Consider the following 23856-nt stretch of genomic DNA (forward strand, 5'->3'; position numbering starts at 1 on the left):
ATGGGGAGTGACTGATATGAGAAGAGCCATTGCGCTATGCATGGCAATAGCTTGCTCGATATCCCTTCTTACTGGCTGCTGGGATAGAAGAGAGCTTGATCAGCTAGGCATCCAAATGGGAACATCCATTGATAAGATCGAAGGGCAATATCGTGTAGCGGTTCAGGTGGTCTTACCGGGGGAGGTATCTATAAGAACGAGCAGCAGCGGTATTTCCCCTGTTACACTTTATGAAGCAACGGCACCTACCATATTCGAAGCGTTTCGAAAGCTAACGGAAACGAGCCCGCGGAAAATTTATTCTGCTCATATCCGAATTGTCGTTCTAGGTGAATCGCTGGCCAGAGAAGGTATAGCAGATGTACTGGACATGTTCTGGAGAAATCCAGAGACTAGAACAGATTTCTATCTCATGGTAGCTCGGGGGAGCTCGGGGCTCGATGTGCTTAAGATGTTAACCTCATTGGAGAAAATTCCTGCAGAAAACCTTTTTTCTACACTGGATGCTTCTGCAAAAACATGGGCGCCTACGACTACAGTATCCATAGAAAAGCTTGTTGAAGAATTGGTTACGGAGGGACTTAATCCTGTATTAACTGGTGTAGAGGTAGCTGGCGCTCGCAAAAAAGGGGGGGAACTGGAAAATATACAGGTCATAGATCCCGGTGCTCAATCCAAGTTTCGCGGGCTGGCCGTATTCCGGAAGGACAAGCTGAAGGGATGGCTTAACGAGGATCAAAGCAAGGGTTTTAACTATTTGATGAATAATGTACAAAGCTCTGCAGGACATCTGGCATGCCCAGAAGGCGGCTACATTGTGCTGGAAACCTCACTAAATAATACGAAGGTGAAGGCGGATATGGTGAATGGGGAGCCGGTCATTAGCGTTAAAATGAAAAACGTGAGTTCGGTGGCAGATGTGGAGTGCAGAATTGATCTGAAGAAGCCCGAGACGATTAGACTTCTAGAGAATGAAGCAGAGAAGAATATGATCACTTTAATGAATGACGTTGTCGTACACGTTCAGAAAAAATATGGCTTTGATATTTTTGGTTTCGGACAAGCTCTTTATCAATCACATCCTCGCGATTGGAACAAAATGAAGGGGAATTGGAGTGAAACGTTTAAGGGGCTCAAAGTTAAATACGATGTAGAAGTTCAAATTCATAAAATTGGAACGACAAATGATTCCTTTCAAAATTATATAAAGGAGTGATTTCATGACCGCTGTTTTTGTGCTTTTTCTCTGCTTGGTTTACGCGATCGCACGTGATATCGTACCGCTCATAAAGGAGGGCTGTGTGAAGGATGTTGGTTTTTATTCCGTCATCTTTCTAGGAGGAGCTGTTCTTAGCTTCTTCGCCATGAATGAAGCTAAGATTCAGAGTCCGATGGTTGTATTGCAAATTATTTACGGTCCTATCATAAAAGCCTTGGGACTATAGCGGGGGAGCGAGGAATCAGTATGAATGTTGGGCAAAACATCACCGTCAAGCAAATGAAGGTGCTTCTTATTTTTTTCATCGTCGGCGATATTATGTGGTATCTGCCTTCTCTTACAACGAGTATGGCAGAGCAGGACGCATGGATCTCAGTGATAATAGGACTTTGCATAGGTGTTGGAGTTGCCTCGCTCATCTACTGGTTTGGCAAGCAATTTCCCGGAAAAACCATTGTCGATATACACCGCCAAGTACTCGGTCGGTTCGTAGGCGGTATTTTTTCCTTGTTGTTTCTCATTCATATTTTCGCGAAAGGGGGCGCACAAGTCCGGATAGTTAGTGATTTCATGACGACACAAATGATGCCGGAAACACCAATGCTGATTGTTCTGCTTTTGTTCGGACTGATTACGCTCATTGCCGTTAGAACAGGCTTCCCAGTCATAGCGCGAACGGGGCAGGTTTTTTTCGCCATCTTTATTTTATTGTTTGTTCTATTGGTTGTTCTGCTTTTTTCAGAAGTGGACCCTGCGAGAATACTTCCTGTATTCAGTCACAGCGCAGCGGATATTGCCAGGGGCGCTTTTTACGAGATCGCTTTTCCATTCTGTCAGTTAACGGTATTTTTGATGCTGTTTCCATTAATAGAGAAGGATAAAGCTATGTATAGAAGCTTTCTGAGCGCTGTCATTATTGGTGGAATCATGAGTATGATTTTAATTGTATTATCCATACTAGTGCTGGGTTCTTATATGACGGAGCATCAAATATACTCCACTTACGCTATGGCGAAAAAAATAAATATAGGCAACTTTCTTCAGCGGTTGGAGGCTATATTGGTTATTAGCTACTTATTATCAACCTACTTCAAATGCGTAATCACCATCTATGCCTTATGTCATGGCTTGAAAATTCTGTTTGGGCTCAAAGATCATCGTGTGCTGACCTTTCCCATATTGCTGCTTCTGTACGGATTTTCCTACTTTATTTCATCAGATGTCGTGTTTTTCTCGAGCCTCGCTCCAGGATGGGCGTTGTGGGAAGTGACAGAGCTATTGGTGTTAATGATCATCATCTATGGTGTTCATTGGATAAAGCAGCGGTTTGGCAAGCAGAAGGGACAAGGCCAGAAGCAGACACAGGAGCAGGAGCAGGCTGAAGGGGCAAGGTCAGAAGCAGAAACAGGAGCAGGCGGAAGGGTAACAAATTCATGATTTCCAATTTCTAATTGCTGATTATTGTACTAGTATTGTGGAGTTTTAACTTTTCACGTAATAGCGCCAGCAGCGGCGGTAGGATTTGTGAATAGAGCTAGTTTCTAGCTCTAATGAGGCGAATATGGTTAGTTTATTGAGAATAGAGCTGAATTCTAGCTCTATTTGATCGGATATGCCGCCGAGAGGTCATTTGGCGGTGTAAGGAGCCGGAATAGAGCTAGTTTCTAGCTCTAATGAGGCGAATATGGTTAGTTTATTGAGAATAGAGCTAAATTCTAGCTCTATTTGATCAGATATGGCGCCGAGAGGTCATTTGGCGGTGAAAGGAGCCAGAATAGAGCTAGTTTCTAGCTCTAATGAGGCGAATATGGTTAGTTTATTGAGAATAGAGCTAAAATTTAGCTCTATTTGATCGGATATGCCGCCCCAAAGGTCATTTGGAGGCATAAGAAGCCAGAATAGAGCTAGTTTCTAGCTCTATTCCGGCCTGGGGATTTGAGTTAGTTTGAAGTGAAAAAGCTAATCATCTTAAGGCATTACATTACACCTTAGTTTGTTTCAACACGATGAAACCATAAGCGGGTAGAGTAAGCTGCAGTTCACCTTCAGCATTGCTTAGTAAACCATCACTGGATTTAACCGCATCGAGATCGGAATCTAGACCTGTCTTGCTGTCGCTCGAGAGGAGCGTAGACCAGCGAGATATCTCGACTCCTGAAGAGACAAGTGTGTTAGTTGTTGCGGTACTTGAAGTCATGGTAATTGCATTTGAATTTGAATTTGAATTTGTATTTGCATTTGAATTTGAATTTGCACTTGCATTTGTATTTATAATTTCATTTGCACTTGCACTTGCACTTGCACTTGCACTCGCACTTGCAGAATCAAAGGTACTGGAAGCGATAACAGCGGTTTCTTTCAAAGCGTTAGCGTATCTTTGAAAAACTACAGTTTGCGGTTCTGAAATACCATTGTCCGTCGGCGTAGCCTCAATCTTAAAGGTTAAATCTGCTGCTTCTCCTCGCGCATTCATTGCGATCAGTAAGCGCTCATCACCGTCACGGCGTTCGTAGACGAGCGTGCCACCTACATTGTCGGCGGCAACGAAGCGAATATCGGCGCTGCGAAGAGAGGTATGAGTGTGGCGAAGACTGATAGCTTCCTTATAGAAGTGAAGCAGCTCTAAGTTTTGCTCGGCTGGGTCCCAGACCATGCATTTGCGGCATTCAGGATCTCCCCCGCCGTTAATGCCTACCTCGTCGCCATAATAAATACAAGGCGTCCCCGGATAGGTCAGCTGGAACAAAGCAGAAAGCTTCATTGCTTCGGTATTATCGTCACAGATCGTGAGCAGTCTAGGCGTATCATGGCTGTCGAGCAAATTAAAGGCACTCTCTGTAACCTGCTGCGGGAAAGCAGCGATCTGGGCACCGATTGCATTCGCGAATGTCTTTGCATCAATCGTTTGGTAGGCGAAGAAGTCCAGCACGGCGTTCGTGAACGGATAGTTCATGACGGCATCGAATTGGTCACCCTGCAGCCACATGATGGAGTCATGCCAAATTTCCCCCAAAATATAAGCTTCTGCGCTTACGGATTTCACGGTTTGGCGGAACTCGCGCCAAAACTGATGATCTACCTCATTTGCAACATCCAGCCTCCAGCCATCAATGCCAATCTCCTCAATCCAGTACCGCGCTACATCGAATAAATATTGCTTCACTTCTGGATGCTCGGTGTTCAGCTTGGGCATAAGAGGCTCGAACGCAAATGTCTCATAAGTAGGAATGCCGTCAATGACCTGCAAAGGCCATTCCCGAACATGAAACCAATCCGCATATTTGGAGCTTTGGCCATTTTTCTGAGCATCTACGAATGGCGGGAATGTTTTGCCGGAATGATTGAATACGGCGTCCAGCAGCACGCGAATGCCGCGAGCGTGGCAAGCTTCAACCAGTTCCTTCAGCTTCTCGTTCGTACCAAAATGAACATCCACCTTCATATAGTCCTCGGTATCATATTTATGATTGGTTGTAGCCTCAAACAGAGGTGTGAAATAGACGGCGTTGATGCCGAGCTCAGCGATGTGATCCAAATGATTGATAACACCTTGAAGATCTCCGCCAAAAAAGTTTTTAGGTGTTGGCACACCGCCCCAAGGCTCAACATTTTCTGGATCAAGAGATGGATCGCCATTCGCAAAACGTTCAGGGAATATTTGATAGAATACCGCGTCCTTAACCCATGCTGGGGGCGTAAATACGTCGATTGGATTAATATAAGGGAAATCAAACATTGTATTGGAATTTTCGGGAAGCTTTAGCTCAAAGCCTTTGTCTGTCAGCCATATCGTTTCTGCGCCGCTAGTTAGTTGAAACGCATAGCGGAGACGGCGGAAAGGAGGAATAACGGCGATTTCCCAATAGTCGAATAAGGCATCAGAAGATAAAATACGCATCGCAACTGTTGTTATCGTTTGTTCCCATGCGTACTTATCACCGACAATTGCGGATACTGCAGAGATATCGTCTTTTTTGGTGCGTAATCGAAGGTGAAGCGTCTTACCATCGTAGGCATAAGCCCAGTTTTGCTTTGGTCTGTGATAAATGGCTTCTAATAACATGCTTTCATCGCTCCTCAGAGATTGGTATGATACTAATCTTTTACTGTTGATGGAAGATGCCGGAATTCTAGAGAGAGGAGATTTCGCTTGAAACGCGAAAAAAGGCACAACCTCTGCTCTCGAAAGCCGAGGTTGTACCTTTTTCCCAAAAATGTTCAGGTCTCGAAAACGAGGTCCATTATGAACATATGGTTTTGGTAACATTGCCTTTATATTGTATCTCTCAACAAAATAATTATAACTAATTTGCATGAATTGTACTAGAGCTTTTTAGAAAAAAATTAAGCTTTAACCGTTTCATGCACTTGTGATTCCAAGTAACGCTCACAATCAAGAGCAGCCATACATCCGCTGCCTGCAGCTGTAATCGCCTGACGGTAGTTGCGGTCCTGAACGTCGCCGCATGCGTATACGCCTGGGATGTTCGTCTCCGAAGTTCCTGGTTTCACAATAATGTAGCCTTGCTCATCCGTGTCGATTTGACCGCCGAGGAAAGCAGTATTAGGTGTATGGCCGATAGTAATGAAGACACCATCTGTTTCCAGCAGCTCTTCTTCACCTGTTTCATTATTGCGTACTTTCAACCCTTGCAAGCCCATGCCTGTCGCAGTTACCTCAAGTGGTGTACGGTTAAGGCTCCACGTAATTTTTTCGTTGGCGCGAGCACGGTCCTGCATGATTTTTGAAGCGCGCAGATCATCACGACGGTGAACGAGACGAACCTCAGAAGCAAAGCGTGTAAGGAACACGGCTTCTTCCATAGCGGAATCGCCGCCGCCGACAACGATAATTTTTTTGCCGCGGAAGAAGAAACCATCGCAAGTAGCGCAAGTGCTTACGCCGCGTCCGATATTTTCTTGCTCGCCGGGAATACCCAAATATTTCGCCGATGCGCCAGTTGAGATAATGATTGACTCGGCTTGAAGCTCGCCGATACCTTCAACATCAAGCGTGTAAGGACGTTTGCTGAAGTCGACGCTTTTTACAGAACCAGTCTTGAATTTCGCACCAAAGCGTTGAGCTTGTTTACGCATGTTAGACATCAATTCACTGCCCAAAATTCCCTCAGGGAAACCCGGGAAGTTCTCAACCTCAGTTGTCGTAGTAAGCTGACCACCCGGCTGCCAGCCTTCAATAACGAGCGGCTCCATGTTAGCGCGAGCGAGATAAATAGCTGATGTTAGACCAGCGGGACCAGTTCCGATAATAATCGTTTTGTAGATCATATATATATCCTCCATTCGATTGTTAAATGAGTGTAATGAATACTAGTTTAAAATTATTACAAACTGGATCTAATGTCAATATTGTTCATGTGATGTTCATGTTGGTGCTGTATGATTGAAGAAATCATTTCATCATAACTTTTTTAAAGCACAACTGGAGGAACAGGATATGCCAAAAATTTTAGTAGCAGACGATGATTCCAACATTCGCGAGCTGGTCAGTCTTTTTTTGAAGCGCGAGGGTTATCAGGTTATTGGCGTTGCAGATGGTATAGATGCATTAGAGAAACTGGAGAGTGTTCGTCCTGACCTTGCGATTATTGATGTAATGATGCCCCGAATGGATGGATGGGCATTATGCTCGGCTATTCGCGCAAGCTATGATATTCCTTTGCTGATGCTGACGGCAAAAGGGGAGACTTCGCAGAAGGTGAAGGGCTTTGAGCTGGGAGCAGATGATTATGTGGTCAAGCCGTTTGATCCGCCTGAGCTGATTGTTAGGGTGAAGGCATTGCTCAAAAGATACCGGATTGCCGCTTCCCAAACGGTTGAATTCGGAGAACTAGTCATGAATCAAACGGACTTTCATATGTCTGCCAGAGGAGATACGGTTACGTTGCCGCCTAAGGAGTTTGAGCTGCTTTTTAAGCTGGGCAGCTATCCAGGGAAAACCTTCTCGCGGGATCAGCTGATTGAACAGCTGTGGGGAATCGACTATGAGGGCGATGAACGAACCGTTGATGTACATATCAAAAGATTGCGGGATCGCTTTCCTGAGGAACCATATCGCTTCCGTATTGTAACCATTCGTGGACTTGGCTATCGATTGGAGGAGTGGGCATGATCCGCAGTCTATACGTTCGTATAACAGCAACCTTTCTCATTATTGTTCTTGTGAGCATTGCCGTTGCCTTTCTTTTCACAAATCAATTGTTTAAACAGGGTGCTAGGGGACAGTTGTCTGATCAAATGGGCAATTCAATCGATCGGATTGAGCAGCTGTATGCGGTATCCAAACCTGCCTCCATGCAGAAGTTTTTAGAGGAAATGTCGAAGCTGCAAGGGCTGTCCATAGTTGCTGTAAGCAGCTCGAATCGTCTAGTTACTGTGGGGGAGAAAAGCGAAGCTATGGTAGATCAGCTCAATTATATGCTCTTATCCAGAGTGTTTAATGGCGAAACGGTAAGGCTTGATCGATTTGAGAGAGACGGAGAAGGTCCGCCATCACCTCCAGCCATTGGCAAAATGGTTCAGTTCGGCAATGAGAGATGGGCTTTGTTCGTGAAGTCGAATGATTTTCCGCAAAACAGCAACTTCATTTGGACAGCTGTTACCCTGCTCTTTACGCTGCTAGTGGTTGGATCTCTTCTTATACTAATAGCTGCTCGTTATTTAGTGAGACCGCTTAAACGTATGACGAATGCGGCGAAGCAAATAGCAGAGGGCGATTTCAACGTCCGCTTGCCGGTAAAACGAGGCGGGGAGCTGGATGAGCTTGCAGCAAGCATGAATCAGATGGCGATTAGCTTGTCACAGATTGAAGCCATGCGTCAAGATTTTGTTTCTAATGTGTCGCATGAGATTCAATCGCCGCTTACCTCGATAGGTGGATTTGCAGAAGCACTGAGAAGCGAAGAGGTTACGGATGTAGAACGGGAGCATTATATCAACATCATAAAACAAGAAAGCACAAGATTATCGCGCTTGAGTGAAAACCTGCTTAATTTGGCATCACTGGATTCGCAGCAGCATCCTTTTCATCCTAAGGCCTATCGATTAGATAGCCAATTGCGAGATGTCGTTATTGCGTGCGAGCCGCATTGGTTAGCCAAAAGTCAGACGGTTGAGCTTTTAATGGAGGAAACCATTATTTTAGCGGACCAGGATCAGCTCGGTCAGGTGTGGATTAATCTGCTTGCCAATAGCATGAAGTTTACGCCTGAGAACGGTAAGATTTCCTTCTCCTTGACGGAGCAGGACGGTTTTGCAGTCGTTCGCTTATCCGATACGGGGATTGGGATTAGCCCTGAGGAGCGTGAGCGCGTGTTTGAACGATTTTATAAAGGAGATATGTCAAGGGACAGAAGCCAAGGCGGAAGCGGACTAGGTCTATCTATTGCTCAAAAAATCGTTAACATTCATGGAGGTACTATTTCACTAGATCCAAGTAATGAGGAGCAAGCAGGGGCATGCTTTACCATCCGGCTGCCGCTTCAAAAGATGTCTTTATAAGTGTTAAATCTCCATATATGAGCGTAGCAACCCCAATTTCTTCATTACTTCATTGGATAATTCAGGGTGGAGAGGTTATGATGGAAGGAAAGCATAATGTGCAAAATGGGGGGAGTCATATAATGGAGAAGCGAATAAGAAAAGCAATTATTCCTGCTGGGGGATTAGGAACGCGGTTCCTGCCGGCTACAAAAGCGCAGCCGAAGGAAATGCTTCCGATTATAGATAAACCAGCCATTCAATATATAGTAGAAGAAGCGGTGCAATCCGGTATTGAAAGTATCATTATAGTAACCGGCAGAAATAAGCGAGCCATCGAAGACCATTTTGACAAGTCTGCTGAGCTGGAGATGGAGCTTGAAGCACGGCATAATGAAGAAATGCTGGAGATGGTTCGTAAAATATCACAGCTTGCCGATATTTATTATGTGCGTCAAAGAGAGCCGCTAGGCCTTGGCCACGCCGTATTATGTGCTAAGCGCTTTATAGCGGATGAACCTTTCGCGGTGCTGCTTGGTGATGATATTTTGAAATCTAATCCGCCATGCCTGCGCCAAATGATGGATGTATATGAGCAGCAGGATACTTCTGTTGTAGCGGTTATGGAGGTACCGTGGGATCAAACCCACAAATACGGTATTGTTGACATTGAAGCTGGACAGCAGGTATCCCGGGTGAAGGACATTATTGAGAAGCCGGCGCCTGGACAAGCACCTTCTAATTTTGCGGTTGTTGGCCGCTACGTGCTGAGTCCTGCTATTTTCGATTTACTGGAGCGGGCAGTACCTGGCAAGGGTGGAGAGATCCAACTAACGGACAGCTTGCAGGAATTGAATCGTATCGCATCCTTATCGGCATTCCGCTTTGATGGCCGACGCCATGATGTTGGTGACAAGCTGGGCTTCGTGCAGGCGACCATCGATTTTGCTCTTGAGCGGGCTGATCTTGGTGATGATGTGAGACGTTACCTGATAGAGAGATTGAAGGAAACGCACTTATAAATTAAATATTGTGGAAGAGAGCCGCCTTCGGGCGGTTCTTTCTTTTTATAAGCGGTAGATAAGTGTGAGTGGCTTGAAGAAGTTAATCGATCATGTACGTACAAGTTTTGATTATGCTATACTACTAGGCATACAACTAACGGATTGAGGTGCGGTGTGAAGGAACAACAAACGCCCAAATATATGCAGTTAAAGCAACAAATTTTGTCTTGGATTGTCACTGCGCAATTCAAGCCGCATGATAAGCTGCCATCAGAAAATGAGATCGGAAAGCAATTTGAAATGAGCCGTCAAACGGTGCGGCAGGCGCTGGGTGATTTGGAGCAGGAAGGCTGGCTCTATCGCGCACAGGGCAAAGGAACCTTTGTATCGGATCAGTCTGTCGCCGAGCGGCGCAACACCTCGCAGGGGATGACTATCGGAATGATCACGACACATATTTCAGATTATATTTTCCCGACGATTGTTAGAGGGGTTGAATCCAGCCTGCGGGCTGTAGGGGCAAGACTTCTGCTTGCGAGCACGGACAATGAGAAGGACAAGGAAAAGGACAGCTTGGAATCTATGCTGCGCGAGCCGCTTACAGGTCTCATTATCGAGCCTACTAAGAGCGCGGAAGGAAACCCGAATTTCAATTACTTTTTGGCGCTTGAAGCGCTGAAAATTCCTTATATTATGTTGAATGAAAGATATAGTGATGTCGATGCGCCTTGTCTTCGCGTAGACGATGAACTGGGCGGATTTCGAGCTGCGGAGCATCTCATTAAGTTAGGCCATAGTCGTATTGCCGGTTTTTTCAAAACCGATGATTTTCAAGGCGTGCATCGGATGCGGGGCTTTCTAAGAGCTCACCGTGAGCACGGCTTGACCGTTCCCCCAGATTATCTTCTGCGCTACTCTTCTGAAGAGAAAGGGGCCAAGCCTGCACAAGCCTTATCGGATATGCTGCTGCGCGAGCATGGTCAACGGCCGACAGCTATCATTTGCTACAATGACGAGCTTGCAGTGAGGATGCTGGATATCGTGCGGCAGATTGGACTCGCTGTACCGGAGGATCTATCGATTATTGGATTCGATGACTCTAACCTGGCAACCGCGACGGAAGTGAAGCTGACGACCGTTGCTCATCCCAAAACAGAAATGGGCGAGGATGCTGTAGCTCTGCTGCTCAGCATGGTGGAGAAGCAGCAGCGTCGATTGACTCAGGACAAGGTTTATGATCCTGAGCTTGTCATAAGGGAATCTACACAGTCTCCTAGAATATAGCGCGAGCTTAAAGCTTGCATTTATTTTTAAAGAATTATTTACAAAAAATACGTGACACACTTGTACGTACAACTTATAATAAAACTAAGTAAAATATTTAATGATGTCCGTATAAGTGATTCTGGGAGCGGACATGAAATGGAAGCAACTTGAGGGGAGCGAACGATTACATGTTGGAATCGTTGAAGCAGGCGGTTTGGGAAGCCAATATGGATCTTCCAAAATACGGACTTGTCACATTTACTTGGGGAAATGTAAGCGGTATGGATAGAGAGTCAGGACTTGCGGTTATTAAGCCGAGCGGTGTACCTTACGAGGAGCTCCGGGCGGATCAGATGGTCGTTGTTGATCTAGAGGGCAATGTCGTTGAAGGCAATCTGCGTCCATCATCGGACACAGCAACCCATGTCTTATTGTATAAAGCTTTTCCTGCAATTGGCGGTATCGTGCACACCCATTCACCTTGGGCGACAAGCTGGGCGCAAGCAGGTCGTGCAATACCGGCGCTTGGAACGACGCATGGCGATTATTTCTACGGCGAAGTGCCATGTACACGTGCAATGACGGAAGCGGAAATTAAAGGCGCATACGAGCATGAGACAGGTAATGTAATCGTAGAAACATTCAAGTCCAAAGGCATTGATCCTAATCAAGTGCCGTCAGTGCTTGTGAACAGCCACGCTCCTTTTTGCTGGGGCAAAGATCCTCATACAGCAGTGCATAACGCTGTTGTTCTTGAGGAATGTGCGAAAATGGCACTGCACACCTTCCAATTAAACCCTAATGTTCAGCCGATGGATCAAGATTTACTTGACCGCCATTATTTACGCAAGCATGGTGCAAATGCCTATTATGGCCAAAAATAAGGAGGACTTCGAGAAATGAGCAAAAAGTATGCAATAGGTGTAGACTATGGCACACAATCCGGTCGTGCCGTTCTTGTTGATCTATCTAATGGTGCAGAGGTAGCGGAGCATGTTACCCCTTATACCCATCATGTCATTGATGAGAAGCTTCCGGTCTCCGGTATTAAGCTGGAGCATGATTGGGCGCTTCAGCATCCGCTTGATTATATTGAGGTGCTTGAGCTGTCTGTTCCTGCAGTGATGAAGGAATCAGGCATTAATCCTGCTGATGTTATTGGTCTAGGTATCGACTTTACAGCGTGCACCATGCTTCCTATTGATGAAGCTGGACAACCGCTTTGCGTACAGGATGCATACAAAGACAATCCAAATAGCTGGGTGAAGCTTTGGAAGCATCATGCAGCACAGGATGAGGCAAATCTGATTAATGAGCTGGCGGCGGAACGCGGCGAGAAATGGGTACCGCGCTACGGAGGCAAGATTTCATCGGAATGGATGATGGCGAAAGCTTTTCAAATTTTGAATGAAGCACCTGAAATTTATAATACGGCTGATAAATTTGTAGAAGCAACGGACTGGGTCATTGGACAATTGACTGGCAATATTGTTCGCAATAGCTGTACAGCAGGCTACAAAGGAATGTGGCATAAGCAAGATGGCTACCCGAGCAAGGCGTTTTTCAAAGCGCTGCATCCAGACCTTGAGAACCTAACGGAAACGAAGCTGCGCGGGGAAGTTGTTCCTCTAGGCTCCAAAGCTGGTGATTTGACAGCTGATATGGCAGCTCGCATCGGTCTAACGGCTGGAACAGCTATTGCCGTCGGCAATGTAGATGCACATGCGGCTGTACCGGGTGTAGGTGTTGTAACGCCAGGCAAGCTTGTTATGGCAATGGGGACGTCGATTTGCCACATGCTTCTTGGTACGGAGGAGAAGGAAGTGGAAGGCATGTGCGGCGTCGTGGAAGACGGAATCATCCCTGGATATTACGGTTATGAAGCGGGTCAATCTGCAGTAGGAGATATCTTCGAATGGTATGTTGAAGAAGCAGTTCCGGCATACGTGCTGAAAGAAGCAGAGGAAGCCGGCGAGAATGTGCACGTCTATTTGACACGCAAAGCAAATGAGTTGAAGGTCGGTCAATCCGGGCTGCTGGCTTTGGACTGGTGGAACGGTAACCGCTCGGTATTGGTGGATACAGATCTAACCGGTACGCTTGTTGGTTTGACATTGCTTACTAAGCCGTGGGAAATCTATCGCGCTTTGCTAGAGTCAACTGCATTTGGTACAAGGAAAATTGTTGATGCATTCCATAATAACGGCGTAGAAGTGAATGAATTGTATGCTTGTGGAGGTTTGCCGCAGAAGAATGCACTTCTTATGCAGATTTATGCGGACGTAACGAACCGTGAGATCAAAGTAGCTGCTTCTAAGCAAACGCCTGCGCTTGGCGCAGCGATGTTTGGCGCGGTTGCTGCTGGCGCAGAGAAGGGCGGCTTTGACAACATCGTAGATGCGGCGCAGAAGATGGCACGCGTACGTGAAGAAACGTTCAAGCCAATTCCTGAAAATGTAGCTGTGTATGAGAAGCTTTATGCAGAATACAATTTGCTTCATGACTACTACGGACGCGGCGCTAATGATGTTATGAAACGTCTGAAAGCGATCAAAGAAGAGCAGTCATAATATAAAATGAGGGGCATAGTCGAATAGACTGTGCTCTTTTTTTTGAAGTATACATTTCCCATTAATAAAAAATAGAGAACATTTACTTTTTAATATAGAATAGATAGATGTGTAAATAGATAGATATGTACATAGAGAGAGCTTTAGTTGGGAGTTGAACGGAATTGTATTGCCATCATTGCGAGAAAAAACGGTCGGATGATGCGATCTATTGCAGCCAATGCGGTAGACAGCTGTCTGCTGATGAGCCTGCTATAGCGGCATCAGATGCTATGTTACCTGTTGAGTTGTCGGAGTCTGCCGCAGCATCTGCTGAACCAGAATTAATAGGATTTCCATCTAATAGACTTCGGAAGAAGCGAGGCAAGCGTGGGTCAGTCTGGTCATGGTTGACGCCCAGCGTGCTGGCGATCGTTATGGCTGCTTCTGTATTTACTTACTATAGATATGAAATGGGGATAAATGATAGAGTGCTTCGACTGCAAAATGAGGCAAAGGAAGCTGCGCTTGCAGGAAAGTATGACGAGGCGCTCGTGAAACTGAAGGAAGCCGCCGAGGCGCGTCCGGCATATGTCGCGATTGGGAAGGACATGGATGTAATCGCTCACGCAGCGGAGCTGGAGAATTTGCTTAACGAAGCGGTCAAAGCACTTGAAGAGCATAGCCAGAGCTTGAGTGAATCGGAGCATGCGCTTGAGCAGATCAAAGACGAGCTGAAGGGTCATACAGAGCCCATTTATAAGAAGGCTAGAGAGTCTTTGAAGGCTATAAATAATAAATTTGGTGTTATGAAGCTGACGGATGAGCTGGTTGGGCTTGAAACAGTGGATGAGCTTGCGACAAAGCTAAGCATTGCAAGCCATTTGAATAGCGAAGAAGCAGCAGCGGTAAGAGCCGATATTGTTGAGCGAATTGTTAACATTTGCTTAAAAGAAGGGGAGGAGCTGCTTAAGAAGAAAAACTATTCCGAAGCATTAGCAGTAATCGACAAAGCTCTTACTTTTGCAAATGGCGATGATCGATTGATAGCTCTGGAAAAAAAGATAAAAGGTTCTCAGACACAATACGAGAAATCTGAACAGCAGCGACTGGAGCAAGCGATGCAAAAGGCAGCGGCTGAGGATTTAAAAAACCAGACAGCAGCCGTCGAGGTTGTGAAGATTGAATCGAAGCTTGATGAGCTGGGGGATCTTAATATAGAAGCTGAGCTGCGAAATGTGGCTACTAGAGCTATTTATTCAATAAAAGTGCAGTATACGGTATTTGATAAAACAGGTAATAAAGTGGGCTTCGGCGAAGCGACTGCCACTCCGGAGTACGTGGAACCGGGAGAGAAGATGAGCTTCAAAGCGACAGTGAAGGGTGTTCAGGATGAAAATACAACAGTAGTCGTTGATCCTACGACTTGGTATCTAGATTAAGGGGGCGAGAAGATGAGTAAACGAGCATGGCTTAGCTTCATCGCCTCACTTGCAATCATATGCGGGGGTGTGGGCGGTATTTATATCGTTCATACCGAAATTCCGAGCAGGCTAACGGAAAAGCCGCTGCTTGCTGTTGCCGAGGCGAAAAAGGCGAAGACGCTTAAGGATATTATTTTTGAAACACAGAAGCTGGTCGTCATGATTGAGACGGAGAATGGAACACAAGGATCTGGTTTTCTTTATAATTTAGATGGGGATTTAATTACGAATGCACATGTGGTTGCTGGTTCTCGCAAGGTGAAAATAAAAACAGCGGATGCGCGTGAGCTTGCCGGTGAGGTTATTGGCATTAGCTCGGATACGGATGTAGCTGTCGTTCGTGTCCCTGATTTGGCAGGTACAACCCCTTTACAAGTTGTGCGTGAAGAGAAGGCGGCAGTTGGTGATGATGTGCTTGCTGTCGGAAGTCCGCTTGGCTTACAAAATACGGTTACGACAGGCATCATTAGCGGTTTGGGCAGAAGTTTTGAAATTGAGCCGTATTTTTATTCTGATTTATATCAAATCTCTGCACCTATTACGTCTGGAAATAGCGGTGGTCCGCTCGTAGATCAGAAAACAGGTGAAGTGCTCGGGATCAATTCAGCAGGCTACGAGCAAGGCTCAATAGGTTTTAGCATTCCGATCATTAATGTAATAGAGATCGTGGAGGCGTGGTCGAAGGAGCCGATGAAGGAGCTGCCGGATTTGGAGGCGACAGATGATGTAACTGCTCCTGGGAATGAAGCTTCAGTCGAAGAATTCGCAGGCTATCTCGTCACGCACTTCTATGATAGCTTGAATAACGCTGATTATGTGTATGCTTATTCGCTGCTAGGCGGAAGCTGGAAGGAAAATAAAACCTATGAAAAATTCCGTGAGGGTTATTTAGCTACCCGCAACGTTGTCATTGATAATATGCATGTCAAGGATGGCAGTAATGGCAATGCGTTAGTCATTGCGGTTATTTCGGTGGATGAGCGGGTTGACGGAGAATACGTGCTTAGCAAATATCAAGTAACGTATGAGGTTGGTTATGAGAATGATCAGCTCAAGCTGCTAAGCGGCAAAGGCAAGGCTATTAAGTAACAGAGATATGTAAATAAAAAGCGAGAAGAAATCGTCCGGGGGGGGACAAATTCTTCTCGCTTTTATTTGGTCATGCAAGCTCAAGCTTCGTTTTCTTCTTGACGAGGGAATGGTGTGAAAAAGAGCTGAAGTGTGAGGGTGTCATTTCGTTGAAGAGGGAAGCTAAGCAATGTTGAGGGAATGACGCGCCCATTCAATTGAAGCTGGAAGCTAATATTCCCGCCAATCGGAATCCCGCTGACCGCTATGATTTGACCATTATTGTCGAAACGAACAGTACCGGTTTCAGCGAGCGCTTGATAGATTGTTAATCCGGGACGGAATGGTATACGGTAAGCTTGCGTTACATTCGGGAATGATATTCCACCATTAATGAAGACTGTTACTGACGATTGTGGACCTGGAGGGAAAGGGAGCGGCAGCGGGAATATTGGAAATATCGGAAATGGTGGACGTGGCGGTGGAAAACCTGGGCCGCCCGGGCCGAATCCACCGCCTGGACCGCCAGGGCCAAAGCCACCGCCTGGACCACCAGGGCCAAAGCCACCGCCTGGACCGCCCGGGCCGAATCCGCCGCCCGGACCGCCCGGGCCAAAGCCACCGCCCGGACCGCCAGGGCCGAAGCCGCCACCCGGACCGCCCGGGCCAAAGCCACCGCCCGGACCGCCAGGGCCGAAGCCGCCACCCGGACCGCCCGGGCCAAAGCCACCGCCCGGACCGCCCGGCATACCGGGACCACCAGGCATACCGGGACCACCGGGCATACCAGGCATTAACATTCGCGGACCGCCGCAGCCGCAATCACGGCTGGTACGCGCATTTTGATAAGGATTAACGAGATATTGTTGCTCGTTGGTATAAGTATTTTCCATGCAAGCACTCAGTCTCCTTCAAGAAACAGATTAGGCATTTATCCTTATGTATCCTATGCGGTCAATGCCTATCGGTGTGCGGAGAAGGTACACAAAAAAACAGCGCTGCCTCTATTAGAGGACAGCGCTGCTTAATGAAAAACTATTATTTTACAGCTGCTTCGTAACGTTTGCCAACTTCATCCCAGTTAACTACGTTCCAGAACGCCGCGATATAGTCAGGGCGTTTGTTTTGGTAGTTCAGGTAGTAAGCGTGCTCCCAAACATCCAAACCAAGGATTGGCGTTTCGCCTTCCATGATTGGGCTGTCTTGGTTAGGCAAGCTGTATACTTTCAATTTGCCGTTTGCAACTGCTAGGAAAGCCCAGCCGCTGCCGAAGCGAGTTGTTGCAGCTTTAGCGAAGTCAGCTTTGAATGCTTCATAGCCGCCAAGCTCGCTGTCGATTGCTGCTGCAAGAGCGCCAGTTGGTGCTCCGCCAGCATTTGGTGCGATTGTTTCCCAGAACAAGCTGTGGTTAGCATGTCCGCCACCGTTGTTACGAACAGCAGTACGGATAGCTTCAGGAACGCTTGCAAGATCAGAGATTAGTTCATCGATTGATTTGCTTTGCAATTCTGGAGCGGACTCCAAAGCTGCATTAAGGTTAGTCACGTATGCATTATGGTGACGGCCGTGGTGAATTTCCATAGTAGTCGCATCGATATGCGGCTCAAGTGCGTTGTGCGCGTACGGCAAAGCTGGTAGTTGATGTGCCATGTTTAACAGCCTCCTATAATATGTAGTTATTCCATTCTATTATCCCTTATCCGATCGAATAAATCAACATTATTGTTTCAAAAGTCGCCAGGGAACGGTGCATTTGACATAACCTAAAATAGCATTTCTCTGAGTTCCATTAATTATACAAAACCACAAGTTCGATACATAAAATTTACAAAAAAAGCGATTAAATGAATGAAAGCGCTTAAATATAAGCGCTTTCAAGAGTAAATCGATGATTTCTTTAACTTTTTTAAGGAATATTAAAGATTCAAGCAGGATTTCGTTAAAATTTGTCGTAATATATTCATAATGCAGGACTATGACATGGTATAGAAGGTGTAATTTTAATGAATGTTCGTTCCTTCCAGTTGTCCGATTACCGACTGATTACCGCTTTACTAGAGGATGTTCTTACCGAAGAGTGTTATGAACAAACAATGGAAGCATTTGCCCGCCAATTGTCATGGGATAGTGATTTAGTTCTAGTCGCTGTCGAACATTCAGAGATTGTTGGCATGATTATCGGTACAATTGATAATAACAAAGGTTATTATTATCGTATTGCAGTCTCTTCTCTCCATCAACGGAAGGGAATAGGCAAAGCGCTTGTTCAAGCTTTGCGTCAGCGCTTCGAGCAACGTCATGTTACAAAGATACTAATTACCGCGGACGAGCACAATGAGCCGGTTCTGCCGTTGTATGAGTCGATGGGGTACGTTGCAAACGACTTTATCAAATCTTTTCAGAAACTAGCTATTGTAGCCGGTTAACGCGAACTTTACTGCATGTAAGTTTGTACGCAGGGCATATCTGCATCGCCATTGCTTTTGGCGGTGAGATATGCTTTTCTTATTAATATATGCTTTACTGGGGTGAACAGATGGAAACATATCGACATTGTGTCATTAAAAGCTTTAAGCATAACGGTCATATCCATCGAACATGGCAACAAAACTGGCTTATTCCAGACGAGCTGCTCGCTCCTGAGCATAGGAGTGAATCCATGACGGTACTTATTAATCGTCAAACGCCAATCCAAGAAGCTGATGGCAAGGTATGGATCAGCCGCGTACCGGCTGTCTCCTTTTTTATACCCGGACAATGGTTCAATGTCGTCGCTTTAATGGAAGAAGGGGGCGTTCGATATTATTGCAATCTTGCCTCGCCGCCTTATTTGCAAGGGGACGTTCTAACCTATATTGATTATGATTTGGATGTCATACGTCCGCTTGATGGTGAAAGATTTGTTGTTGATCAAGATGAATATGAGCTCCATAAGACAGCTTATCACTATCCGAAAATGGTGGATGATAAGGTGCAAGAAGGATTAGCTGCGCTTTTGCAGCGAGTGGATAATGGTGAAGCGCCGTTTCAGGATAATCTTGTAATTCTTTACTATGAGGAATGGCTAAGATATATGGATAAGGTGGATGAATGAGCTTGGATGGAAATAATGATATGGAGCATGGGAAAAAGTGGGCTGAAAACGGTCAACCATCTTCTATTTTGCCAAACGGAAACAAAACGAATTGGCAAACGGAGCTGAAGGACTGGTTGAAGACAATTTCGATAGCTTTTGGGATCATGCTTATTTTGCACCTGTTTGTATTTAATTTGTCGAAGGTTGAAGGTCATTCCATGGAACCGACGTTGAAGGAGAAGGAATGGCTTTTTGTTAATAAAATCGTATATTTAGTTAGTGAGCCCAAATTTGGTGATGTCGTTATTTTAAAGCAACCGGGCACTCTTGCCGCAGAGAAGAAATTTCTTGTGAAGAGGGTAGTCGGGCTTCCAGGAGACCAAATTGAGGTGCATGATAAGCATTTGTACCGAAATGGTAATCTGGTTGAAGAGCCGTATACGGATTCTTTGATTGAGGATTTGAGCTATGGACCGGAAGTGATATTAGCGGGGCATTACTTTGTCATGGGTGATAATCGCCATGCGAGGGCCAGTCTAGACAGCCGATCATTCCAAGCGGTTGCGGATGAGATGATCCGAGGGCGTGCTGATTTTATTTTGTGGCCGTTCAAAGAAATAAGATCACTTAACTAGTCATGATAGGAAATAAGGGCAGACTTATAAAAACAGATTTGCTCTAGCAAATTTTAGCATACGCTTACAATGCTGAACTGCATCCGCTAAAATAGGCCTATGCTTATTACGAAGACAAGTTTTGCATTCGCAAAACTTTTTAGGAGGATAAAAGTGAAGGACGTTATGATTTACACGGACGGCGCTTGCTCCGGCAATCCAGGTCCGGGGGGCTGGGGGTCGGTGCTTTTTTTTGGCGAGCATCGGAAGGAGATATCCGGCGGTGAGAAGCATTCGACGAATAATCGGATGGAGATCAAAGCGGTTATTGAAGGACTAGCCTTGTTGAAGGAGCCTTGCAATGTGAAGGTTTACAGCGATTCTGCTTATGTTGTGAACTGCTTTCAGAAGGGCTGGATCAAAGGCTGGCTGCGCAACGGGTGGAAGAACAGCAAGAAGGAACCGGTCGAGAACCAAGACCTGTGGAAAGAGCTTTGGGAGCTTATGAGCAAGCATAAGGTCGAGTATGTGAAGGTAAAAGGCCATAGCGACAATGAATGGAATAATCGCTGTGACGAGCTAGCTCGTGAAGCTATTAAACGGTTATAGCCAATGACAGATCGTTGGTTGAAATTAAAGGAAGAGATGCAGGCGGCTGCGAAGAGTCTGGGCATCGACAAAATAGGCGTCGCTTCAGCCGATCCTTTTCTATCGCTTAAGCAAATACTCATTCGGCATCGGGAGCTTGGAAGAGAATCCGGCTTTGAAGAGCCGGACATTGAGAAGCGGACCACTCCGTCGCTACTGCTTGAAAACCCTCAGTCTATTATTGCGATTGCGATTGCCTATCCTTCAAAGCTGCAAAATCCGCCAAAGTCTGAGCCTGGTGCTAGGCGGGGAATCATGTCGCGTTCGGCATGGGGAGATGACTATCACCGCGTATTGCGTGACCGTCTTGCGAAGCTGGAGGCGTGGCTGAGAGAACGCGTTCCAGATATGCGTTCGGAGAGCATGGTCGATACTGGTGCTCTTTCCGATCGAGCGGTGGCAGAACGGGCAGGCATCGGCTGGAGCGCCAAGAATTGCTCTATCATCTCCCCCGAGCTTGGCTCATGGATTTATTTGGGGGAAATGATAACGAGCTTACCGTTGCCTCCGGACGAGCCCATAACGGAAGGCTGCGGCTCTTGTACGAAATGTATAGATGCTTGCCCGACAGATGCACTGGTCGGTCCGGGTCAATTGAATTCAAGTCGGTGCATCTCATTCGTCACTCAGACCAAGGGAATGTTAACCGATGAGTTCATGCGCAAAATAGGAAACCGCTTGTATGGCTGTGATACATGCCAGACCGTTTGTCCAGTGAACAGGGGCAAAAACTGGACGCATCAGCCTGAGCTGCAGCCAGATATGGAGCTGGTTAAGCCACTGCTTATTCCACTACTAACAATAGGAAACAAGGAGTTTCAAGCTAGATATGGGCGCACTTCATCTGCATGGCGCGGCAAGAAACCCATACAACGCAATGCAGTTATTGGGCTTGGCAATTTCAAAGAGTCCAGCGCCGTGCCTGATTTGATTCGGGTGTTGGAGCAGGATACGAGACCTGTGCTTCGGGGGACAGCAGCCTGGTCTCTCTCCCGAATTGGAGGAGCGGAAGCAGAAGAGGCGTTATTGCATGCTGCGAGCAAAGAACAGGATGAAGAAGCGCTGGCTGCCATAACCAATGCGATAGAGCAGATCAATCGCAGCAAGTTGGAGCAGCAACAGCAGGCAGTAGAAAAGGAAGCTGAAAACGTTGACCGATGAGAGCTTTCTACGTGTACAAAATAGCTTTTGAAAATGATATAAACAAGCCATAAGCAGTTCATTGCGAACACGAGATGAACATGCTATCATGGGAACATTATAAACAGCAGGAGATTGGAAAGGGTTAGGTGACATTTATGAGTTGGGTTAACATTGTAGTGCCTATCGTTACATTACTAGCAGGAGCTGTTGGGGGCTTCTTTATCGGAGTATTCTACCTGCGCAAGCAGCTTGAGAAAATGCAAAACGACCCTGAAATGATTCAAAAAATGGCTAAACAAATGGGTTATAATTTGAATAAGAATCAAATGCAAAAAGCACAGCACATGATGAAAAATCAAAAAATGCCTCGTAGATAATAGAACTAGGGCAAGGGTGCAGCAGGGCGGAAGGAGAAGTCGCAAATGGCAGGATTGAAGGATTACGTCAATTCCAATGTAACGAGAAACCGAGAACAGATCGAACACCATATTAAAGAAATACTAAGACTCATGGGCGAGGATGTAGAGCGTGAAGGGCTGCTTGAAACACCGGCGCGCGTAACTCGCATGTATGAGGAGATATTTGCTGGATATGAGGTTGATCCTCGTGATGTATTAGGCGTTACGTTTGATGAGAAGCATGAGGAGCTAGTGATCATAAAGGATATCGTCTACTATAGCCAATGTGAGCATCATATGGCTCCGTTCTTCGGAAAAGTGCATGTAGGTTATATTCCTAGCGGTAAAATAGCGGGTCTAAGCAAGTTTGCTCGTCTTGTTGAGGCAATTACTCGGCGTCTGCAAGTACAAGAGCGTATTACTTCGCAGCTTGCAGACATTTTGACTGAGGAGTTAGAGCCGCATGGGGTCATGGTTGTCGTAGAGGGTGAGCATCTTTGCATGTGCGCCCGCGGCGTCAAGAAGCCTGGCAGCAAGACGGTAACGTCTGCAGTACGCGGTGATTTCCGCAGCAATGCGGCGCTTCGTTCCGAGTTTCTCACATTGTTAAAAGTGTAATTGAACAAAAAAAGAGGTTTGCAGGGATATGGCTCCCAGCAGACCTCTTTTTTTATTTTCATCCTAAATATAGGATAGATGCTTTACGGGGGTAAATAGCCTCAAAAAGGCTGCCAAACCAGTCGCCTTGCCTCTTCGAATCGATCATTCACGTAAGGCCAGTTGACGACGTTCCACCAATCCTTCACATACTCCGGCCGCCTATTTTGATGTTTTAAATAGTAAGCATGTTCCCACACGTCGAGAACGAGCAGAGGTACGACATCCCACTGCGATAGATTTTGGTGCTTTTCGGCAGTTAAAATTTCAAGTCTTCTACTGCGCGGGCTCCAGACGAGAATAGCCCAGCCGCCCCCTTCTACTTTAGCTGCCGCCTCGCTGAACTGTTTTTTAAATGCAGCATAGCTGCCGAAATCATTAATAATTTGGACACCAATGTTATTTGTGGCATCCCCCCCGCCGTTAGGGGACATATTGCTCCAAAATAACGTATGCAAATAGTGTCCTGCCCCATTGAACGCAAGCTCGCGTTCCCAATGCTTTACAAGATCGAAATTGCCGGTATCTCTAGCGATTTGCAGCTGTGACTCCGCTTTGTTAAGTCCATCCACATAGGACTGATGATGGATATCATGATGAATTCTCATCGTTTCTTCGTCAATATAGGGTTCAAGGGCATCATAAGCGTAAGGAAGGGGGGGCAGTGTATGCCCGCCTATGGGTACTTGCTGAAGCTGAGCACGATATTCGGAGTTTCCAGGACTATTAGCAGCCTGGCGATAGGCGCTCATTAAGCCGACATAATAGTTTGATTCACGGATGGAGTGTGTGATGACCGTTCGAATATTGGAATTTTCATGTGAAGCGGTTGTTCGATCAATAACCTGAGCCAGCTGATCTACGTAAGTACGCGACTGTTCAAGCGCTGCGTCTACCAAGCTTTCTACTGTATTCTCGACATGCGCTGGCAGACGGGAAGGGAAGGGCAGCCATTCATCTAGCCACTGCGTGGCATAATGAGCGGTATGAGAAAAAACGGGCTCCCAGGATTGGAGCAGCTGCACGTATTGACGATCAAGCTCGGGTGCGGCTTGCAAAATAACGGCGGTATGTTCTTTTTCTTGCATTTTCCAATGACGAATCAATTCCATGACTCTCACGGGCATGAGCGTTCCATAAACAAAAAGCACGACCATCGCCTCCTTTAATGACAACAAGTTCATCTATGCTAGATGTATTCGTTGCCCCTAAGGGATATGTCGTGCTTTC

Annotated in this window: 22 protein-coding genes and 1 pseudogene; 18 read left to right on the top strand and 5 right to left on the bottom strand. The window is 46.2% G+C overall.

What is annotated here, in order from left to right; all coding sequences use genetic code 11:
- The first annotated feature begins 16 nt into the window (after positions 1-16).
- The 3 genes from AC0YOD_RS14095 to AC0YOD_RS14105 are packed head-to-tail and all read left to right on the top strand — an operon-like array spanning position 17 to position 2656.
- Complete coding sequence (locus tag AC0YOD_RS14095; RefSeq protein WP_475799927.1) at positions 17-1216, top strand: Ger(x)C family spore germination protein; 1200 nt, start codon at positions 17-19, stop codon at positions 1214-1216.
- Between the two features lie 4 nt (positions 1217-1220).
- On the top strand, positions 1221-1445 hold the full coding sequence (locus tag AC0YOD_RS14100; protein ID WP_475799928.1) for a hypothetical protein: 225 nt from the start codon (positions 1221-1223) through the stop codon (positions 1443-1445).
- A 20-nt stretch (positions 1446-1465) separates the two neighbouring features.
- Complete coding sequence (locus tag AC0YOD_RS14105) at positions 1466-2656, top strand: GerAB/ArcD/ProY family transporter (RefSeq protein WP_475799929.1); 1191 nt, start codon at positions 1466-1468, stop codon at positions 2654-2656.
- Between the two features lie 1006 nt (positions 2657-3662).
- On the opposite strand, the pseudogene AC0YOD_RS14110 reads toward AC0YOD_RS14105, so the two are convergent.
- Positions 3663-5282 (bottom strand): annotated as a pseudogene (locus AC0YOD_RS14110) (glycoside hydrolase family 13 protein); the annotation flags it as partial.
- Between the two features lie 281 nt (positions 5283-5563).
- Positions 5564-6505, bottom strand: a complete 942-nt coding sequence (gene trxB, locus AC0YOD_RS14115; protein WP_475800000.1) for a thioredoxin-disulfide reductase — start codon at positions 6503-6505, stop codon at positions 5564-5566.
- A 172-nt stretch (positions 6506-6677) separates the two neighbouring features.
- On the opposite strand from trxB, the gene AC0YOD_RS14120 reads away from it, so the two are divergent.
- From AC0YOD_RS14120 to AC0YOD_RS14155, 8 genes are all read left to right on the top strand, one after another.
- Entirely contained in the window at positions 6678-7352 is a 675-nt protein-coding gene (locus AC0YOD_RS14120) for a response regulator transcription factor (RefSeq protein WP_475799930.1), read from the top strand.
- Positions 7349-8740 (top strand): sensor histidine kinase, encoded by a 1392-nt coding sequence (locus AC0YOD_RS14125; protein ID WP_475799931.1) that lies wholly within the window; start codon positions 7349-7351, stop codon positions 8738-8740. The genes AC0YOD_RS14120 and AC0YOD_RS14125 overlap by 4 nt, the downstream gene beginning before the upstream one ends.
- Before the next feature lie 122 nt (positions 8741-8862).
- The gene (gene galU / locus AC0YOD_RS14130) at positions 8863-9741 is read left to right on the top strand and encodes a UTP--glucose-1-phosphate uridylyltransferase GalU (RefSeq protein WP_475799932.1); all 879 of its coding nucleotides are present in this window, start codon (positions 8863-8865) and stop codon (positions 9739-9741) included.
- A 156-nt stretch (positions 9742-9897) separates the two neighbouring features.
- Positions 9898-11007 carry a substrate-binding domain-containing protein gene (locus AC0YOD_RS14135; RefSeq protein ID WP_475799933.1) on the top strand — a complete coding sequence of 370 codons (1110 nt, stop codon included), beginning with the start codon at positions 9898-9900 and terminating at the stop codon, positions 11005-11007.
- A gap of 170 nt (positions 11008-11177) precedes the next feature.
- Positions 11178-11873: an L-ribulose-5-phosphate 4-epimerase gene (araD, locus tag AC0YOD_RS14140; RefSeq protein ID WP_475799934.1), complete on the top strand. Its 696-nt coding sequence runs from the start codon at positions 11178-11180 to the stop codon at positions 11871-11873.
- A 15-nt stretch (positions 11874-11888) separates the two neighbouring features.
- Positions 11889-13559 carry a ribulokinase gene (locus tag AC0YOD_RS14145; protein ID WP_475799935.1) on the top strand — a complete coding sequence of 557 codons (1671 nt, stop codon included), beginning with the start codon at positions 11889-11891 and terminating at the stop codon, positions 13557-13559.
- 164 nt (positions 13560-13723) lie between these two features.
- The gene (locus tag AC0YOD_RS14150; protein WP_475799936.1) at positions 13724-14980 is read left to right on the top strand and encodes an FxLYD domain-containing protein; all 1257 of its coding nucleotides are present in this window, start codon (positions 13724-13726) and stop codon (positions 14978-14980) included.
- 12 nt (positions 14981-14992) lie between these two features.
- Complete coding sequence (locus AC0YOD_RS14155) at positions 14993-16111, top strand: S1C family serine protease (protein ID WP_475799937.1); 1119 nt, start codon at positions 14993-14995, stop codon at positions 16109-16111.
- Between the two features lie 80 nt (positions 16112-16191).
- Here AC0YOD_RS14155 and AC0YOD_RS14160 read toward each other — a convergent pair whose 3' ends face one another.
- On the bottom strand, positions 16192-16983 hold the full coding sequence (locus AC0YOD_RS14160; protein WP_475799938.1) for a hypothetical protein: 792 nt from the start codon (positions 16981-16983) through the stop codon (positions 16192-16194).
- 145 nt (positions 16984-17128) lie between these two features.
- Positions 17129-17740 (bottom strand): superoxide dismutase, encoded by a 612-nt coding sequence (locus AC0YOD_RS14165; RefSeq protein WP_475799939.1) that lies wholly within the window; start codon positions 17738-17740, stop codon positions 17129-17131.
- A 353-nt stretch (positions 17741-18093) separates the two neighbouring features.
- On the opposite strand from AC0YOD_RS14165, the gene AC0YOD_RS14170 reads away from it, so the two are divergent.
- From AC0YOD_RS14170 to folE, 7 genes are all read left to right on the top strand, one after another.
- On the top strand, positions 18094-18516 hold the full coding sequence (locus AC0YOD_RS14170) for a GNAT family N-acetyltransferase (protein WP_475799940.1): 423 nt from the start codon (positions 18094-18096) through the stop codon (positions 18514-18516).
- Between the two features lie 110 nt (positions 18517-18626).
- Entirely contained in the window at positions 18627-19184 is a 558-nt protein-coding gene (locus AC0YOD_RS14175) for a DUF402 domain-containing protein (protein WP_475799941.1), read from the top strand.
- Entirely contained in the window at positions 19181-19801 is a 621-nt protein-coding gene (lepB, locus tag AC0YOD_RS14180; RefSeq protein ID WP_475799942.1) for a signal peptidase I, read from the top strand. Before AC0YOD_RS14175 ends, lepB begins: the two co-directional genes overlap by 4 nt.
- A 153-nt stretch (positions 19802-19954) precedes the next feature.
- A complete protein-coding gene (gene rnhA, locus AC0YOD_RS14185; protein WP_475799943.1) occupies positions 19955-20389 on the top strand; it encodes a ribonuclease HI in 435 nt (144 codons plus the stop codon).
- Between the two features lie 3 nt (positions 20390-20392).
- Positions 20393-21589, top strand: coding sequence for a tRNA epoxyqueuosine(34) reductase QueG (gene queG, locus AC0YOD_RS14190; protein WP_475799944.1), 1197 nt, complete (start codon positions 20393-20395; stop codon positions 21587-21589).
- A 137-nt stretch (positions 21590-21726) separates the two neighbouring features.
- On the top strand, positions 21727-21948 hold the full coding sequence (locus AC0YOD_RS14195; protein ID WP_475799945.1) for a YneF family protein: 222 nt from the start codon (positions 21727-21729) through the stop codon (positions 21946-21948).
- A gap of 45 nt (positions 21949-21993) precedes the next feature.
- Entirely contained in the window at positions 21994-22587 is a 594-nt protein-coding gene (gene folE, locus AC0YOD_RS14200) for a GTP cyclohydrolase I FolE (RefSeq protein ID WP_475799946.1), read from the top strand.
- Positions 22588-22688: 101 nt separating this feature from the next.
- On the opposite strand, the gene AC0YOD_RS14205 is transcribed toward folE, so the two are convergent.
- A complete protein-coding gene (locus AC0YOD_RS14205) occupies positions 22689-23777 on the bottom strand; it encodes a Fe-Mn family superoxide dismutase (protein ID WP_475799947.1) in 1089 nt (362 codons plus the stop codon).
- Positions 23778-23856: the final 79 nt, after the last annotated feature.

This window comes from Paenibacillus sp. J31P13, assembly GCF_056269295.1.

Coding starts and splice junctions, on each gene's coding strand:
- AC0YOD_RS14105 (WP_475799929.1), top strand. CDS start 1,466: ATGAATGTTGGGCAAAACATCACCGTCAAGCAAATGAAGGTGCTTCTT.
- AC0YOD_RS14100 (WP_475799928.1), top strand. CDS start 1,221: ATGACCGCTGTTTTTGTGCTTTTTCTCTGCTTGGTTTACGCGATCGCA.
- AC0YOD_RS14175 (WP_475799941.1), top strand. CDS start 18,627: ATGGAAACATATCGACATTGTGTCATTAAAAGCTTTAAGCATAACGGT.
- lepB (WP_475799942.1), top strand. CDS start 19,181: ATGAGCTTGGATGGAAATAATGATATGGAGCATGGGAAAAAGTGGGCT.
- araD (WP_475799934.1), top strand. CDS start 11,178: ATGTTGGAATCGTTGAAGCAGGCGGTTTGGGAAGCCAATATGGATCTT.
- AC0YOD_RS14145 (WP_475799935.1), top strand. CDS start 11,889: ATGAGCAAAAAGTATGCAATAGGTGTAGACTATGGCACACAATCCGGT.
- AC0YOD_RS14160 (WP_475799938.1), bottom strand. CDS start 16,983: ATGGAAAATACTTATACCAACGAGCAACAATATCTCGTTAATCCTTAT.
- folE (WP_475799946.1), top strand. CDS start 21,994: ATGGCAGGATTGAAGGATTACGTCAATTCCAATGTAACGAGAAACCGA.
- galU (WP_475799932.1), top strand. CDS start 8,863: ATGGAGAAGCGAATAAGAAAAGCAATTATTCCTGCTGGGGGATTAGGA.
- AC0YOD_RS14170 (WP_475799940.1), top strand. CDS start 18,094: ATGAATGTTCGTTCCTTCCAGTTGTCCGATTACCGACTGATTACCGCT.
- AC0YOD_RS14125 (WP_475799931.1), top strand. CDS start 7,349: ATGATCCGCAGTCTATACGTTCGTATAACAGCAACCTTTCTCATTATT.
- AC0YOD_RS14155 (WP_475799937.1), top strand. CDS start 14,993: ATGAGTAAACGAGCATGGCTTAGCTTCATCGCCTCACTTGCAATCATA.
- AC0YOD_RS14165 (WP_475799939.1), bottom strand. CDS start 17,740: ATGGCACATCAACTACCAGCTTTGCCGTACGCGCACAACGCACTTGAG.
- AC0YOD_RS14120 (WP_475799930.1), top strand. CDS start 6,678: ATGCCAAAAATTTTAGTAGCAGACGATGATTCCAACATTCGCGAGCTG.
- AC0YOD_RS14095 (WP_475799927.1), top strand. CDS start 17: ATGAGAAGAGCCATTGCGCTATGCATGGCAATAGCTTGCTCGATATCC.
- AC0YOD_RS14195 (WP_475799945.1), top strand. CDS start 21,727: ATGAGTTGGGTTAACATTGTAGTGCCTATCGTTACATTACTAGCAGGA.
- queG (WP_475799944.1), top strand. CDS start 20,393: ATGACAGATCGTTGGTTGAAATTAAAGGAAGAGATGCAGGCGGCTGCG.